The following is a 13958-nucleotide window of genomic DNA, read 5'->3' as shown; positions in this document are numbered from 1 at the left end:
TATTAAAAACAACAAAACTCCTCAAATTATGGTCAATATCGGTCTTTGTCACCCCGGACTTGATCCGGGGTCAAAGATGCAATCATCGTTCCACGATTCAGCCAGATCTTTCCAAAGAGGATTTTCTTTTTCCATAAGCTCTTCCTTCCATTTTCTTCTCCATTTTTTCAATTGTTTTTCACGATAAATTGCATCTCCAATATACTGATATTCTTCAAAATACATCAATCTCTGAACTCCATATTTCTTTGTGGATCCATCCTTCAATTTTGCTTTATGCTCAAGCATTCTCCTTTCGAGATTATTTGTTACGCCAACATACAGAACAGTTCTCTTTATATTACTCAGGATATACACATAATATGCTCTGTTTTCATAAAAATATCTGGTCATATTGGAACGATGGTTTATATCAGACATGATACTTTGACCCCGGATCAAGTCCGGGGTGACAAAAAAAAGAGAAGACTTGAATTTCTTCACAATAGAGAGAAAAACAGGCGATCGAAAGTGTTGACGGGGTCCGACGACAGAAAATTTTTATTCAATTTCCTGCAACCTTTTCCGAAAATCCAATTTCTGCAAATATTCCTGCACTGATTTTGGAAGAAATGATGACACATCTTCCCCTTTTTTTACCTTTTTCCGAATTTCTGTGGCGGAAATACACACTCGTTTTGTATTTATTTCATATACCTTTTTCTCAGTGAAATCATGAAATAACTTTCTCACAATTGGAGACCCTGAAAAAACAGCATTAAATTCAGGACAGAGATGGATAACGTGCGCTGGCCAAAGGGCATAATTGTCAATATTTCGAACAGGAAGAATCCATACTTTTTCTCGAGGAATCTTCATTTCTTCAAGGACTCCGAGAATGAGTTCAAATCGTTCTGAAGCTGTGAGCGGATTTTCCAGAAGAAAACTGTCTTCAGCGCTGCCGATAGCGATGATAATTTCGTCAAAATGATCTGGATGCTTAAGTATTTGCTGGATTGCATCGACATGTCCAAGGTGAATCGGTTGAAATCTGCCGATGTAGAGTGCTCGTTTTTTCATTGGATTCCAAGCGGAAAGATGGAAATATTATAGAAGTACAAAGTACAAAACACAAAGCACAAAACAGAATTTTGAATTTTAGAAATTATTCTCTGAATGTGACCATTACTGAAGCCTTACAGATGGCAAAAAAAAGCCTGAAGAAATATCTCCAAAAAGATGATACTCCGAATTTGGATGCGGAAGTGCTTCTTGCCGATATTCTGAGTGTTTCCCGCACGTACCTTTTTGCACATGGAAACACTTCTCTTTCTCAAAAAAATCTCAAGAAATACTCTGTTCTTCTTAAGAAACGAACTTTTGGAACTCCCATTTCTCATCTTCTCCATCGAAAAGAATTTTTCGGACTTGAGTTTTATGTCGATGAACACGTCTTAACTCCGCGTCCGGAAACCGAAATCCTCGTAGAGAAAGCATTAGAAATTCTGAAGAATTTTGAAAAGTCGACCATTCTCGACATTGGCACGGGCAGCGGATGTATTGCGATTTCGCTCAGAAAATATCTTCCCGCATGTCATCAGATGTATGCCATTGATATTTCGGAAAAAGCGCTAAAAATAGCCCGAAAAAATGCTCGACTACTTCACGCTTCTTATATTATTTTTAAAAAATCAAATCTTTTGAAAAATATTCGCCTTCCGAAAAATACTCCATGTCCGGTTCTTGTCCTTGCGAATCTTCCCTACATACCGAAGCGTGATATTCTTCCCGTCGAAGTAAAAAAATATGACCCAAAAATAGCTTTACTCAGCGGGAATGATGGACTTTCTTTGTATCGAAGATTTTTTCAAGAACTTCAAAAGTTTCCGTGCGATATGTGTATTTTTGAATTTTCTCAAAAACAAAAATTAAAAATCAAAAAAATCGTTCTCAAACATTTCCCTCATGCGAAACTCTCGATTTTCCCTAAGATGAAGAGCCCCATTTCTCTAGGAATTCTCGCCCTGAATCCTTGTTTTTTACCTCAAAAAATGATACAATAATCCGAAGTTCTTATTTTAAATACACACACATATGATCAATGAAGAACTCATGCAAGAACAGGATGAAGAAGAAGTCCAAGAGCCCGATCATGAGGTGAAACTTGAAAATATTGGAGATGAAGTCTCTCTTGATGACCTACTGGACCTCGTCATCGATCAAGAAGCGTCCGACATTCACTTTGGGGCAAATGCTCGTATCGCCATTCGTATTAACGGACAAATTTGTTTTGTGGATAATGTTCCACCACTTACAAGAGAGCAATCAGAGCGTATTATTTACGGCATGATTCCTACAGAATCGATGAAAGAAACATTGATTCGTACTCGGGAACTTGATTTTGCATACGAACATAAAGATGGAACCGCATTCCGTGTGAATCTTTTTTATAAACGAAAAAATCTTTCAGGCGTAATGAGGAGAATTTCGTCAGCAGCATGGTCTATTGATGAAATTGGACTTCCTCACGCCGTATATAATCTCATTCGCGCAAAACAGGGACTCATTCTGGTCACCGGACCAACGGGATCAGGAAAATCAACATCCATGCAGTCAATGCTCGATCATATTAATAAACATCGTGTCGAACATATTTTGACAATTGAAGATCCTATCGAGTTCGTATTTACGCCTGACAAGTCGATTATCTCTCAACGTGAAATCGGTTCTGACACTCTTTCATTCGCAAATGCTCTTCGTGGAGCTCTTCGTCAGGATCCAGATGTCGTTATGATCGGAGAAATGCGTGATCCAGAAACAATTATGGCGGCGATGAACCTTTCTGAAACAGGACATCTCGTATTTTCTACACTCCACACGTCAAGCGCTCCTCAAACAATTTCGAGAATCGCAAGTGCGTTCCCGCCAGAACAACAGATGCAAATATATTCACGTCTTGCGGATACGCTCATCGGAGTTATTTCTCAGAGACTTGTACCGAGGGCAGATCGTCCAGGACGAGTTGCAATTTACGAATTCATGGTGGTAAATGCCGCTATTCGAAATCTTATTCGTCAAGGAGATGTTGCGCAGATGCCGAATGCAATCCAATCTGGAGCTTCACTCGGAATGATTCGAATGGAGAAATATGCAGAACAACTCGCGGAAGATGGAATCATCAGGCAAGAGGATTACATTCATTATTTTAAGGAAGAATAGCTCGGCAAGCAGTAAGCAATAAGCAATAGGCGATAAGTTATTCAATTCGAACTTATTGCTTACTGCCTACTGCTTATTGCTGATTTCCCTCGCCCTTTCATACGCCGCCTGAATTCCTGCATTTAGGACATTTTCGAGTCTGAGTTCTTCAAATTTTTTTAGTGCTGCCTCCGTTGTTCCGCCTTTGGATGTGACTTTTTCCCGAAGAGTTTGAAAAAAATCTTCGGATTGTTGCGCGAGTTCTCCTGTTCCTCGCAAAGTTCCGAGTGCGATGTTTTTCGCGTCTGATTCAGAAAATCCAAATTTTTGTGCTTTTTGAGAAAAAATTTCGAGAATTCGGAAAAAATATGCTGGACCACTTCCTGAAAGAGCCGTAATGGCATCAATTTGCTCTTCAGATGTACAGTCGATTGTAACGCCACATGTGTGGAAAAGATTTTTCACATATTCATATTCTTTCTTTTCTACTTCTTTCGACGGGAACATTCCCGCTACCGCCATTTTTACGAGTGCTGGAGTATTTGGCATCACTCGAATTACTTTTGAAATATCGCTGATCTTCTGAAGAAAATGAATTGAAATCCCAGCAGCTATTGATACTAAAAGTACGTTTTTTCTTAGAGAATCTCGAACAGAACCAAAAAATGTTTGAACATCTTGTGGTTTGATGGCAAGAAATATGATATCAGATCCACGGATGACGACATTTGGATCTTCCGAAACTTGTATTCCCATTTTTCGAAAATATTCGAGTTTTCCAGAGCTGCGGTCGCATATTTTGAGATTTGCTCGCAAGATATTTTCGGACGTTAAAAACGCGGAAATCAGTGCTGATCCCATGTTTCCGGCACCAATGAATCCAAGAGATGGAGACATGAACATTATGAAAAAATTGAACTTTGAACATCTGGAACTTCTTCCTCTTGAACAGGAATATCCGCATCAAATTGGTCCGCAACCAAATTTCCTTTTTCTGTTGTTCTGTCGCTCTCATATTTTTTATGTACTTTGCTATTCAGAGTCTCATCAGTTCCGACATCGATGTTCTTTGTGATTACAGAATTTTTAAACGGAATTTCTGGGAGTTTTCTTCCCTTTTTCCATTTCGTTTCTTCTCCAGATTTTCGGAAATTCTCCCATCTTTCCAATGAGAAAAGAAGCCGAGAGAGTCGGTTTACAAAGGCAAAAAGTTCAGCACGGATATACTGCGTCCTTAAGAGCGGGACAAGGCTCCTTTCAAGCCTCCTCGTTACTGCTCGAGCATAATTGAGCCAAATGGCTGCTTGAGCTCCACTCGGGAGCATAAATTCTCGAAGTTCTGGAAGTTTTTCATCCAAAAAGAGAATCCATTCGGTCATTTTGATAACCTCACTCGAAGAAACATTTTCTGCCATGAATTTCCCTTCTGCGCAAATTTCAGCTCCTATGTCGAAAGTCATATGTGATATCGTTTCCAAAATTTCACGCGATTCAGGCTGGAGATCCATGGTCAAAATCATCCCGAGGACTCCATTCAGTTCATCAGTATTCCCCACAGCCTCAATGCACTGGCTTTCTTTTGAAATTCTTCTCCCCGAAAAGAGCGACGTATCACCAAGATCGCCCATTCCAATGTGTTCTGTCATAGCGTATGCAAGAAAAATACAGAGGTAGTCTGCCACTATTTTTTGCCAGAAACAAATGTATTTTCGGGAAGAACTTGTGAGGGAGCCATTTTTCTGAAAAAATAGCATCATATTCCCGCTTCCTTTCTTGGGAACTCATGAATATTTTTCTCAAATTTCCGGTGGTTACCCCATTTATAGCTCTTCTTTCTGCGGAAATATTGAAACTTCTGATTTGTTTTTGGAAAGAAAAAAAAATTCACTGGAGTGATTTTGCGAGGTCTGGCGGAATGCCTTCTGCACACGCAACACTGGTTTCAAGCCTGACTATGACAATATTTCTTGTATATGGAATTTCATCTATTGAATTCGCCCTCTCAAGTGTATTTTCTGTAATTGTCCTCTACGATGCGATAAAACTGAGATGGGAAGCGGGGAAACATGCGAAAGTTCTCAATTATCTCATCGGAGAGAAAAAACTCGAAGAACGCCTTGGGCACACATTTGTGGAAATGATGACGGGAATATTTTTGGGAGTGGGAGTTACGTTTCTTCTTGTTATGATATGATTTTTGGAGAATTTTTAATTTTGAAATTTTGAAATTTTTAAATAAATCTTAATGTCTAATTTTTAATGTTTGGAAATTAAGATTTAAAAATTAGAATTTATTTAGAAATTTTAAAATTTAAAATTCGAAATTAACACATCCAATTCCTCCGAATAATTTTATCCTCATCCATTTCCATATGAAATTTACAAAAGCCGCCATTCGCACAACTAAAGAAGCTCCTTCCGACGCTGATTCTATCAACGCAAAGCTCCTCACTCAGGGAAATTTTATGAAAAAAGAACTTGCGGGAGTGTATTCCCTTCTTCCACTCGGAAAACGTGTCGTGAGAAAAATTGAACAAATTATTCGAGAAGAAATGAATGCGATCGATTCTGTCGAAATCGGAATGACCGCGATTACTCCGCTTGAAAACTGGGAAAAAACCGGACGCGACAAACTTGACATTGCGTACAGACCAACAGATCGAACGATTCTCGGGTTTAGTCATGAAGAAATGGTGACGCCAATTGCAAAAGAATATATTAAATCTTGGAAAGATTTGCCGATGTCTTTGTATCAAATTCAGACAAAATTCCGAAATGAACCGCGAGCGAAATCAGGAATTCTTCGTGGAAGAGAATTTCTTATGAAAGATGCGTATTCGTTTCATAGGGCGCAAGAAGATCTCGATCAGTATTATCAAAAAATGTATGACGCGTATTTGAAAGTTTTTGCAAGGTGCGGACTCACGGCGTATGCGATCGAAGCTTCCGGAGGAATTTTCACGAAAAAAGTTTCGCACGAATTCGTGACGATTACTCCGGCGGGAGAAGACACCGTTATTTTTGAGGAAGAGAAGGGAAAACTTCTTCATCCGCAAAATTCTGAAATTGCGGTGGGAAATGCTCCGGAGCCAAAAGAACTTTTAGAAAAGTGGAAAGAAAAGGAATTGCCGCTCGAAGAAAAAGAAATTCCTCGACCAAAAAGTATTTCGAAAACTGCTGAACAGTACAAAATTCACGAATGGGAAATTCTAAAAACACTTATTCTCCTCATTCGAAAAAAAGGAGAAAAAGAATCAGAAATGGTCGGGGTTTCTGTTCGTGGAGATTTGGAAATCAATATGCACAAAGTTTCCTCGTATTTCCAAACCGAAGAATTTCGTCCAGCAACTTCAGAAGAACTTGCGGCAAAAGGACTCGCGGAAGGATTTATTTCACCAATAAAAAATTCAAAAATTAAATTCTATGCCGATCATTCGGTGAAAAAGATGAGAGATTTTTGTACCGGAGCAAACACAATGAATCACGATTATTTCAATGCAAATGTCGAACGAGACTGTAATTTTGAAGATTTCGCCGATTTCGCGTTGGTCAAAGAAGGCTTTACTTCAGTAAAAAGTGGACATGTTTTGAAAGCGGAAAAATGTGTAGAAGTCGGAAATATTTTTGATCTCGAAACAAAATATTCTGATGCATTTGATTTTAAATTCACGGACAAAGATGGAAAATTGAAGCAAGTTTTGATGGGATGTTATGGCATCGGCGTGACGAGACTTATGGGAACAGCGGTGGAAGCGTTTCACGATGAGAAAGGAATTCTCTGGCCAAAAAGTATTGCGCCATACCACGTCATCATTGTTCCCATTGGAAAAACGGGAGAATTCGAAACTTCTCTGAAGAAAGCAGAAGACCTCGAAAAAGCGCTGGAGAAAAAAGGAATCGAAGTGCTGGTGGATGATCGAGAAGAAAGTCCGGGAAAAAAATTCGCTGACGCAGATTTGATTGGAATTCCGCTGAGAATTGTGATTTCTCCACGAACTCTGGAAAAAAATTCTGTGGAATGGAAAGAACGAAGTTCGGAAAAAACGGAAGAAGTCGGAATTGATGAGGTGGAGAAAAAAATTCTTAAATGGATAAAAATGTAGAGACGTTGCAATGCAACGTCTCTACTGGAATTTTTCTAATGGTAGAGACAAGGCAATGCCTTGTCTCTACAAGGTTCACACAATGAAATTAATATGTTTTTTTCTCTCAAAAAAACCTCCGGCTCCGCTCGACTCGGAAAAATCGTGACTTCCCGCGGAACGATTGAAACTCCGTGCTTTATGCCGATTGCGACTCAAGGAGCAATTAAGGGCGGAATCTCCATTTCTGATCTCGAAAAACTCCAGCCGGAAATTCTTCTCGGAAATACGTATCATCTTCATCTTCGTCCGGGAGAAAAAATTGTAAAAGATGCCGGCGGACTTCCGGAATTTATGAATTGGAAAAAACCAATGCTCACTGATTCCGGTGGTTATCAAGTTTTTTCTCTGGCGAATATTCGGAAAATTAAAGATGACGGAGTGGAATTCCAAAACCATTTAAATGGCGATAAAATTTTCTTGTCTCCAGAAAAATCGATGGAAATTCAGCACGACCTCGGAGCCGATATCATCATGGCGTTTGATGAATGTCCGCCATCGACGACGAAGAAGTCAGAAATCAAAAAAGCCGTGGACCGAACGAGTCTTTGGGCAAAAAAATCATACGAGCATCACCAAAAACTCCTCAAAAAAAACTTGTCCCCGCGAAAGCGGGGATCGAAAAAGAAACAATTTTTATTTGGAATTGTTCAAGGCGGAACGCATCTCGATCTCCGCGAACAAAGTTTGTCGAAACTTTCCGAAATCCCGTTCGATGGCTACGCGCTCGGCGGACTCGCGGTGGGAGAATCGACTAAACAAATGTACAAAGTGCTCTCTGAAATTACGCAAAAAATGCCCGCAGAAAAACCGCGATATCTCATGGGAGTCGGAACTCCTGAAAATATTATTGAAGCGGTGTCGCACGGAATCGACATGTTCGACTGCGTTTTGCCAACACGAAATGCGCGCCACGGAAAAGCATTTACGAGCTTTGGCGAAGTGAATGTGAAAAATGAAAAATTCGCAAAAGATTTTTCTCCTCTCGATCCGAAGTGTGATTGTGAACTGTGTGCAAATTACACTCGAGCGTATTTACGCCATCTTTTTAAAGCGGAAGAAATGCTCGGAATGCGTCTTCTCACCATCCACAATTTGCATTTTTATTTGGGGATGATGAGGGGAATTCGGAAAAGTATTGGGAATGGGAAGTTTATAGAATGGAAGAAGAGATTTTTGGAGAAATGTTCTTAACAGGAAATAATTTGCTAATGTTTTGTTGAGAACATTTTTTGCCAATCGCCTTCAGAGATGATAGGTGACAATTTTATTGTTCCTAATCCAATCATTCCTTTCAAAAGTTTTGTGTTTTTCGCTCTTTCTCTTATGAAGATATCTAAAGACTCATATAGTTCTTTTACATGGTAGAAACTGTAATGCTTTGCCCATCCCATGATTTTTTCTTCGATTTGCTCACGAACACTATATTCTTTTCCATTGCGTTTTACAGATTTATATTCTTCCCCATTTTTCTTTTTTAGTTTCAACTTATTTTGTATTTTAAATCTCAACTCTTTAATTCCGCCTTTTGGACAAATCCTATTACGATCAATGGCTAAGCCTAAAAAATCAATTTTATTTGAAGCTCGCAGGTTTCCAGTCCTTGTTTTTGAATCTTTCTTGTTTTCGTTTGGCAAACTGAGGTCTATTTTTTTTATCTCATCTTTTAAAAAATTCAATGCTTCTTTTGCCTCTTTTTGATCTTTACATATAACGACAAAGTCATCCACATATCTAATAAATCTGTCTCCAAAAACTTTTTTTACTTTTCTGTCAAAATCGGCTAAATATAAATTAGCAAAGACTGGTGAAAGAGCCGATCCTTGTGTTATTCCTAATATATCGTCAGGTATTTTTAGCCTGTGTTTTTGGAATACCTCAGGGTTGCCAACTTGATAATGAATGTATTTTTTTGTCAGCTTAAAAACCTCTTCGCTTAATGGAATTTTATTTTGAATTTTTTTAAGAATCGATTTCTTAGGTATATTATCAAAAAAGCCCTCTATATCTGACTTAAAAAACCAAAAGAGACCATTTTTAATGTGATCTATAATTTTTTTAACAGCTTTTTTAGTACACATAGCTTCATTTTCATCATTTTTCACACCACAATAACTCACCCCAGTTTGTATAATATTTTTTATATATGGCATAAATAACTCCAACATTGCTCTTTGTACTATTCTATCTCTTATTGTAGGTACAGCTATGAATCGATATTTACCATTTTCTTTTTTTTGTGGAACTATTTTAACTGAATCTGGTTCATAAGAGTTATTTCTTAATTTATTGCTGATTAAGTTAAGGTTTTCTGATAAATTTTTTTCGAAATCTTCTAAACTGACCTTATCAATTCCTCGTGAGTTCTTCCGACTTTCAATAGATTTTCTACTTTTTACTAACCCCCAAGCCGTTTCGAGTGACCTTATTTTGCTCAAGTTTTGGAGAGATATTGGCATGTGATTAAAGAGATAACAAAAAAAGGACTCGGTGAGTCAAGCTCTTTTTTTAAGAGCCTGACTCTCTCGGTTCTGAGTTCTTTTGGAATCCTCAGCCACTTGCGTGGCTAAGATTCCGATTGGTTGGGATTTCTCCCGCTCGGAACTCTTTCCCGAGTTTGGATCCCCTATCTGACCACGACTTACGTCGTACCCTTATAAGGTTCCGACCACCGACGCGCGTCGGTGGCGCCCTTTGGTGATTATGGCTTATATTCTTCATGTCGCCATTTTCTCACCATCGGCTCCTTCATCTTAGCAGAGAAGGACTCGGTGATATTAGCACTTCTTTATTCTGAGTGCTAGAATTTTATGTTAATTCTTCTGGCTTTTTTTAAGAAAAATTTATTAGTAATATTTCGTGGGGGGCATGCATCCACGCATGACCTTTCCTGAGTTTTGGTCCTTTCGAGAGAGCCTTCTATATCAAAATCAAGATAAAGAAAGTTGCCGTATTTGGTAAGGAACACCTCTCGTTTTCCTAAGAGTCGCCCCTCCTGGGGCGACTCGAGGTCACCCGAGGACGGGTGACTCTTTGGGGAAAGAATTCAAGCTCCGATACTGCCACATTGGTTGACGATACCCCGGCATTGATAAAAATTATCGAAGAAGATTTAGACCGAATATCAAAATAGAAAAATCTTGTGCTGGAGCAATCGTCTCGATTGCTCTGAAACGTTTTCCGAGGGAGCCTTCTATATCAAAATCAAGAGAAAGAGAGTTCTCGTATTTGGTAAGGAACACCTCTCATTACTACGGCGTAAACTCTTTCACAGAGCTTTCTCGCAACTGCACAAATTGCCACTCTGAAGTTTTTTCCTTCCCCTATTTTTTTCTCGTAAAAAGCTTTCAGTTCCGGATCATGTTGTCTCGCGACTTGTGCGGCAAGATAGAATGCGCATCGAAGATACGGATTTCCCCTCTTTGTTATTTTTCCGGTGTAATGAGTTGCCCCTGACTGAGATACTTTCGGATCAATCCCGACATACGCCTTAAACTGCGTTGCAGCAGAAAACCTCGTAAAATCTCCAACTTCTGTCGCGACCACTCCTGCGAGTTGCGTAGCAAATCCAGGAATTGATCGAATGAGTTTTTCTGCCTTCGTTTCAGAAACTCCCATTGCCTCTTTCTCCAATACTTTTATTTCATCTTCGATCGTTATGAGAACTCTTTGAAGAGAAGCTTTTGTTTCCGTAATGCCCTTGTTTTGATGCTCTTTTCCTAGTTCCTGAAGTAATAATTTCAAAACTGTCTTTTGATGTACCAATTTTTTTCTGGTGCGGAGAATTGTCCTCTTTGTGGTTCGCAGTTGTTCTTTTGTTACCTTTTGTCCTTCTCCTAAATTCAATAAAAATGCAATTACTTCCGCATCTGATTTGTCCGTTTTTTTCTTTCGCACAGTCGCAAATATTACTTTGTTCGTGAGAAGTGGATTCAAACAACGAAATTCGTATCCCTTCATAACAAAGTACTCCTGACACACAAAATGATATCGACCAGTTGATTCGACCCCTATCACATATTCATCAGATTCTAATTTCTTTTGCTTCTCAAATTTTTCTAAAGCATTTTGTGTGTTTTCAATCTCAAAACTCTCTTTAGTATCATTCCTATAGATGTTGAGTTTCTTGGAGGAAACATCAATGCCGATGCATTTCATAAAAAAATTGGGTAAAATGATGAAAAGGGAAGGGAGTCCTACTGCCTAACAAGCTGGTGAGTGATACGTGGCGAAATCCACAACCTTCTCATTCGTTACAAACAGTAGGGATTGCATGCTCCCTCACGAGACATTTGTTCTCAAGTAACTCTCCGCAACTCCCTTTCCCTTGATTCTTACATATCTCTTAGTACTTTGAATATACCAGCAACTCTTTTGAGTTGCTCCACAACGTTTCCTTTTCATCAAAAAAGTAAGTTAATGGTAAAAAAGAAACGAAGGGTTCAACTCAAAAGAGTTGAACCGACGATTGGGTTTTTTTCATAGAGAAATGTCGATTGTGTCGTCGGACCTCGTCGACACATTTTCGCTGTGGAAAAATCAAAGGCTTCCGTGCGCTTGTTCGTGGTGTTACTGATAAAAAATTCTTCCTTTTCCGTCTCTCTAAAATATATGCTTGATTATTTTCTCCCCAAATTTTTGATGTGATCCCAAAGTAAAAACTATGATTTTCTCTTGAATTTTTGAACTCAATTTTGTATTATAGTGATGCCCAAATTCGTACACAGGCATCTGCCTGCATAAATTAGGTCTCAGCAAAAACGACTATTTCGCAAGAAGTGGTCGTTTTTGTATCTCATTGCATGGAAGTATTATCAACCATGCCCTGGTGGCTATGGGGAGGGTACTGGTGTACGAATTGGGGTTGAGACCTAATTTTGCGGGTTCGATTCCCGTCCTCTCCACCAGGGCGAGATTGAAATCCCTTGCACAAGCTTCCGAGGAAGTCATCCAAGGACGGGTGACTCTTTGGGAAAAGAAGTATAGCATTATACGCGACAAGTTTTTTCTATGCGAGATTCCGTCCAAATAATACTCCGTGGAGTTGGCCAAGTGATGCTTCAAAATAATGCTTTGACCGGGCTCTTATTTTTAGTCGGAATATTTTACAACTCCTGGATTTTGGGACTCGGAGCAATTCTCGGAAACATTGTTGGAAGTATTTTCGCTGTGTTTCTCAAATATCCTCAGGAAGATATTAAAAACGGTTTGTATGGATTCAATGGAACACTTGTCGGAATTGCCATTTGGTTTTTCTTTGGGGTCAACGTCGCTACAGCGCTTGCTATAATTATTAGCTCCGCACTCTCTAGCGTTATCATGCATGCAATACAAAAAAGAATCCCTGCTTTTACTGCACCATTCGTTCTGAGTACCTGGATGGGAATTTTTGGTATAAAATTTCTTCATGCTTCCCCTTTGCTGATATCAGCATTGCCACAAACCGCATTGCTCGATTTATTTTCAGCAATCAGCATTGGAATTGGTCAGGTGATGTTCCAAGAGAATGCCATCACTGGCCTCCTCTTTCTTTTTGGCATTTTAATAAATTCACGTACTGCTGCTTTTTATGCACTTTATGCATCATTACTCGGGAATCTGTTAGCGATATTTTTTCATTTGCCTCTTTCTCTGATAAATATCGGTCTTTTTGGATATAATGCCATACTCTGTGGCATAGTGTTAGGAACGAAGAAGTGGGACTCATTTGTGATTACGAATTTTGCAATTATTCTCTCTGTGCTCTTTTTCCTCGGTCTGAACAAACTCGGTATAATCGCTCTTACTGCTCCATTTGTGCTCGCTACTTGGATGGTATTATCGATAAAACATGTTCGTGCGAATCACACACCCGCACATGTCGCAAAGTGCTGATGTAAAATTGTAAGAAGTTCACGAATTTTTTCTTCCCTTTTTTACAATCTTTTTCTTTCTCTTCAAAGAAGCACGAGCAGATTTACGATTAGACTTCGAAGAAGTTTTACAGTTTGGCATAGTGAGCATTGAATTTGGCATATTCCGTGAAAAAAGTTTTTTTATTTGTACTCCACTTTGCAAAAAAATTCACTTGCATTTTCGTGGGGAATATTTTCACACATAATCCAGTTTCATCTATACACATCCTTCCGATGACCCACAGCAAAAACAAATACTTGTTTTTTATAAACTCTATAAAGCACTCGATAATCTCCAATTCTCAGACGAAATGCTTCTTCTCCCATGAGTTTCTTTGGATTTCCGCCTCGAGGATAAGGGTTTTCGGAAAGAATTTGTTGTAATTTTGTTAAAACTCTTGATTGTTCTTGCACATCAATTTTATCAATGTCTTTCCATGCTCTTTTTTCAATAAGAAGCTCGAACATATATAAAAAAATAGAAAAATATTATTTCTTTGAGCGCAGTATTTTTTCTAATGGAATAAATTCCGCATTTTTTTCTCGCTTTTTTATGATAGCATAATCGGCATCATCTCGCGAAATTTCCTCTATGAGGATGTTTTCATTCTCGATGAGGACATACTGACTTCTAATGAGATCACGAAAAAATTCACTGCGATTCGCAAATCTTCTTCTCTTCATTTGAGATTCAACTACATCAGCAAGATCCTCATTGAGTGTAATATTATAGTGTACCATAGTA

Annotated in this window: 14 protein-coding genes and 1 tRNA gene; 7 read left to right on the top strand and 8 right to left on the bottom strand. The window is 38.8% G+C overall.

The window, feature by feature from the left end; all coding sequences use genetic code 11:
* Window positions 1-48 precede the first annotated feature (48 nt).
* Both HZA38_06310 and HZA38_06305 read right to left on the bottom strand, forming a co-directional pair.
* Complete coding sequence (locus HZA38_06310; protein ID MBI5415093.1) at window positions 49-393, bottom strand: GIY-YIG nuclease family protein; 345 nt, start codon at window positions 391-393, stop codon at window positions 49-51.
* Window positions 394-540: 147 nt separating this feature from the next.
* A complete protein-coding gene (locus HZA38_06305; GenBank protein ID MBI5415092.1) occupies window positions 541-1059 on the bottom strand; it encodes a nicotinamide-nucleotide adenylyltransferase in 519 nt (172 codons plus the stop codon).
* 98 nt (window positions 1060-1157) lie between these two features.
* On the opposite strand from HZA38_06305, the gene prmC reads away from it, so the two are divergent.
* Together prmC and HZA38_06295 are read left to right on the top strand one after the other, a co-directional pair.
* Complete coding sequence (gene prmC, locus HZA38_06300) at window positions 1158-2042, top strand: peptide chain release factor N(5)-glutamine methyltransferase (protein ID MBI5415091.1); 885 nt, start codon at window positions 1158-1160, stop codon at window positions 2040-2042.
* Between the two features lie 49 nt (window positions 2043-2091).
* Window positions 2092-3198, top strand: a complete 1107-nt coding sequence (locus tag HZA38_06295; protein ID MBI5415090.1) for a PilT/PilU family type 4a pilus ATPase — start codon at window positions 2092-2094, stop codon at window positions 3196-3198.
* 66 nt (window positions 3199-3264) lie between these two features.
* Here the strand turns inward: HZA38_06295 and HZA38_06290 are convergent, their stop codons facing one another.
* Window positions 3265-4074, bottom strand: a complete 810-nt coding sequence (locus HZA38_06290; GenBank protein MBI5415089.1) for a pyrroline-5-carboxylate reductase — start codon at window positions 4072-4074, stop codon at window positions 3265-3267.
* Between the two features lie 5 nt (window positions 4075-4079).
* On the bottom strand, window positions 4080-4823 hold the full coding sequence (locus tag HZA38_06285) for a cob(I)yrinic acid a,c-diamide adenosyltransferase (GenBank protein MBI5415088.1): 744 nt from the start codon (window positions 4821-4823) through the stop codon (window positions 4080-4082).
* 137 nt (window positions 4824-4960) lie between these two features.
* On the opposite strand from HZA38_06285, the gene HZA38_06280 reads away from it, so the two are divergent.
* The 3 genes from HZA38_06280 to tgt all read left to right on the top strand — a co-directional run bounded on the left by HZA38_06280 (window position 4961) and on the right by tgt (window position 8513).
* The gene (locus HZA38_06280; protein ID MBI5415087.1) at window positions 4961-5371 is read left to right on the top strand and encodes a divergent PAP2 family protein; all 411 of its coding nucleotides are present in this window, start codon (window positions 4961-4963) and stop codon (window positions 5369-5371) included.
* 178 nt (window positions 5372-5549) lie between these two features.
* Window positions 5550-7280 (top strand): proline--tRNA ligase, encoded by a 1731-nt coding sequence (locus HZA38_06275; protein ID MBI5415086.1) that lies wholly within the window; start codon window positions 5550-5552, stop codon window positions 7278-7280.
* Between the two features lie 93 nt (window positions 7281-7373).
* A complete protein-coding gene (gene tgt / locus HZA38_06270) occupies window positions 7374-8513 on the top strand; it encodes a tRNA guanosine(34) transglycosylase Tgt (protein MBI5415085.1) in 1140 nt (379 codons plus the stop codon).
* Between the two features lie 14 nt (window positions 8514-8527).
* Here the strand turns inward: tgt and HZA38_06265 are convergent, their stop codons facing one another.
* Entirely contained in the window at window positions 8528-9778 is a 1251-nt protein-coding gene (locus HZA38_06265) for a hypothetical protein (protein ID MBI5415084.1), read from the bottom strand.
* A 745-nt stretch (window positions 9779-10523) separates the two neighbouring features.
* Window positions 10524-11477, bottom strand: coding sequence for an IS110 family transposase (locus HZA38_06260; protein MBI5415083.1), 954 nt, complete (start codon window positions 11475-11477; stop codon window positions 10524-10526).
* 678 nt (window positions 11478-12155) lie between these two features.
* Between HZA38_06260 and HZA38_06255 the strand changes: the two genes are divergently transcribed.
* Both HZA38_06255 and HZA38_06250 read left to right on the top strand, forming a co-directional pair.
* Window positions 12156-12226, top strand: a tRNA-OTHER gene (locus HZA38_06255).
* Between the two features lie 103 nt (window positions 12227-12329).
* Window positions 12330-13193 (top strand): urea transporter, encoded by an 864-nt coding sequence (locus tag HZA38_06250; protein MBI5415082.1) that lies wholly within the window; start codon window positions 12330-12332, stop codon window positions 13191-13193.
* A 233-nt stretch (window positions 13194-13426) separates the two neighbouring features.
* On the opposite strand, the gene HZA38_06245 is transcribed toward HZA38_06250, so the two are convergent.
* Together HZA38_06245 and HZA38_06240 are read right to left on the bottom strand one after the other, a co-directional pair.
* Window positions 13427-13681: a type II toxin-antitoxin system RelE/ParE family toxin gene (locus tag HZA38_06245; protein ID MBI5415081.1), complete on the bottom strand. Its 255-nt coding sequence runs from the start codon at window positions 13679-13681 to the stop codon at window positions 13427-13429.
* 21 nt (window positions 13682-13702) lie between these two features.
* On the bottom strand, window positions 13703-13954 hold the full coding sequence (locus HZA38_06240) for a ribbon-helix-helix protein, CopG family (protein MBI5415080.1): 252 nt from the start codon (window positions 13952-13954) through the stop codon (window positions 13703-13705).
* Between the last annotated feature and the right edge of the window lie 4 nt (window positions 13955-13958).

The organism is Candidatus Peregrinibacteria bacterium (genome assembly GCA_016220175.1).
GTDB lineage: Bacteria > Patescibacteriota > Gracilibacteria > CAIRYL01 > CAIRYL01 > JACRHZ01.
The sequence above is the reverse complement of the archived record's forward strand: the minus strand, read 5'-3'. Positions and strand labels throughout refer to the sequence as shown.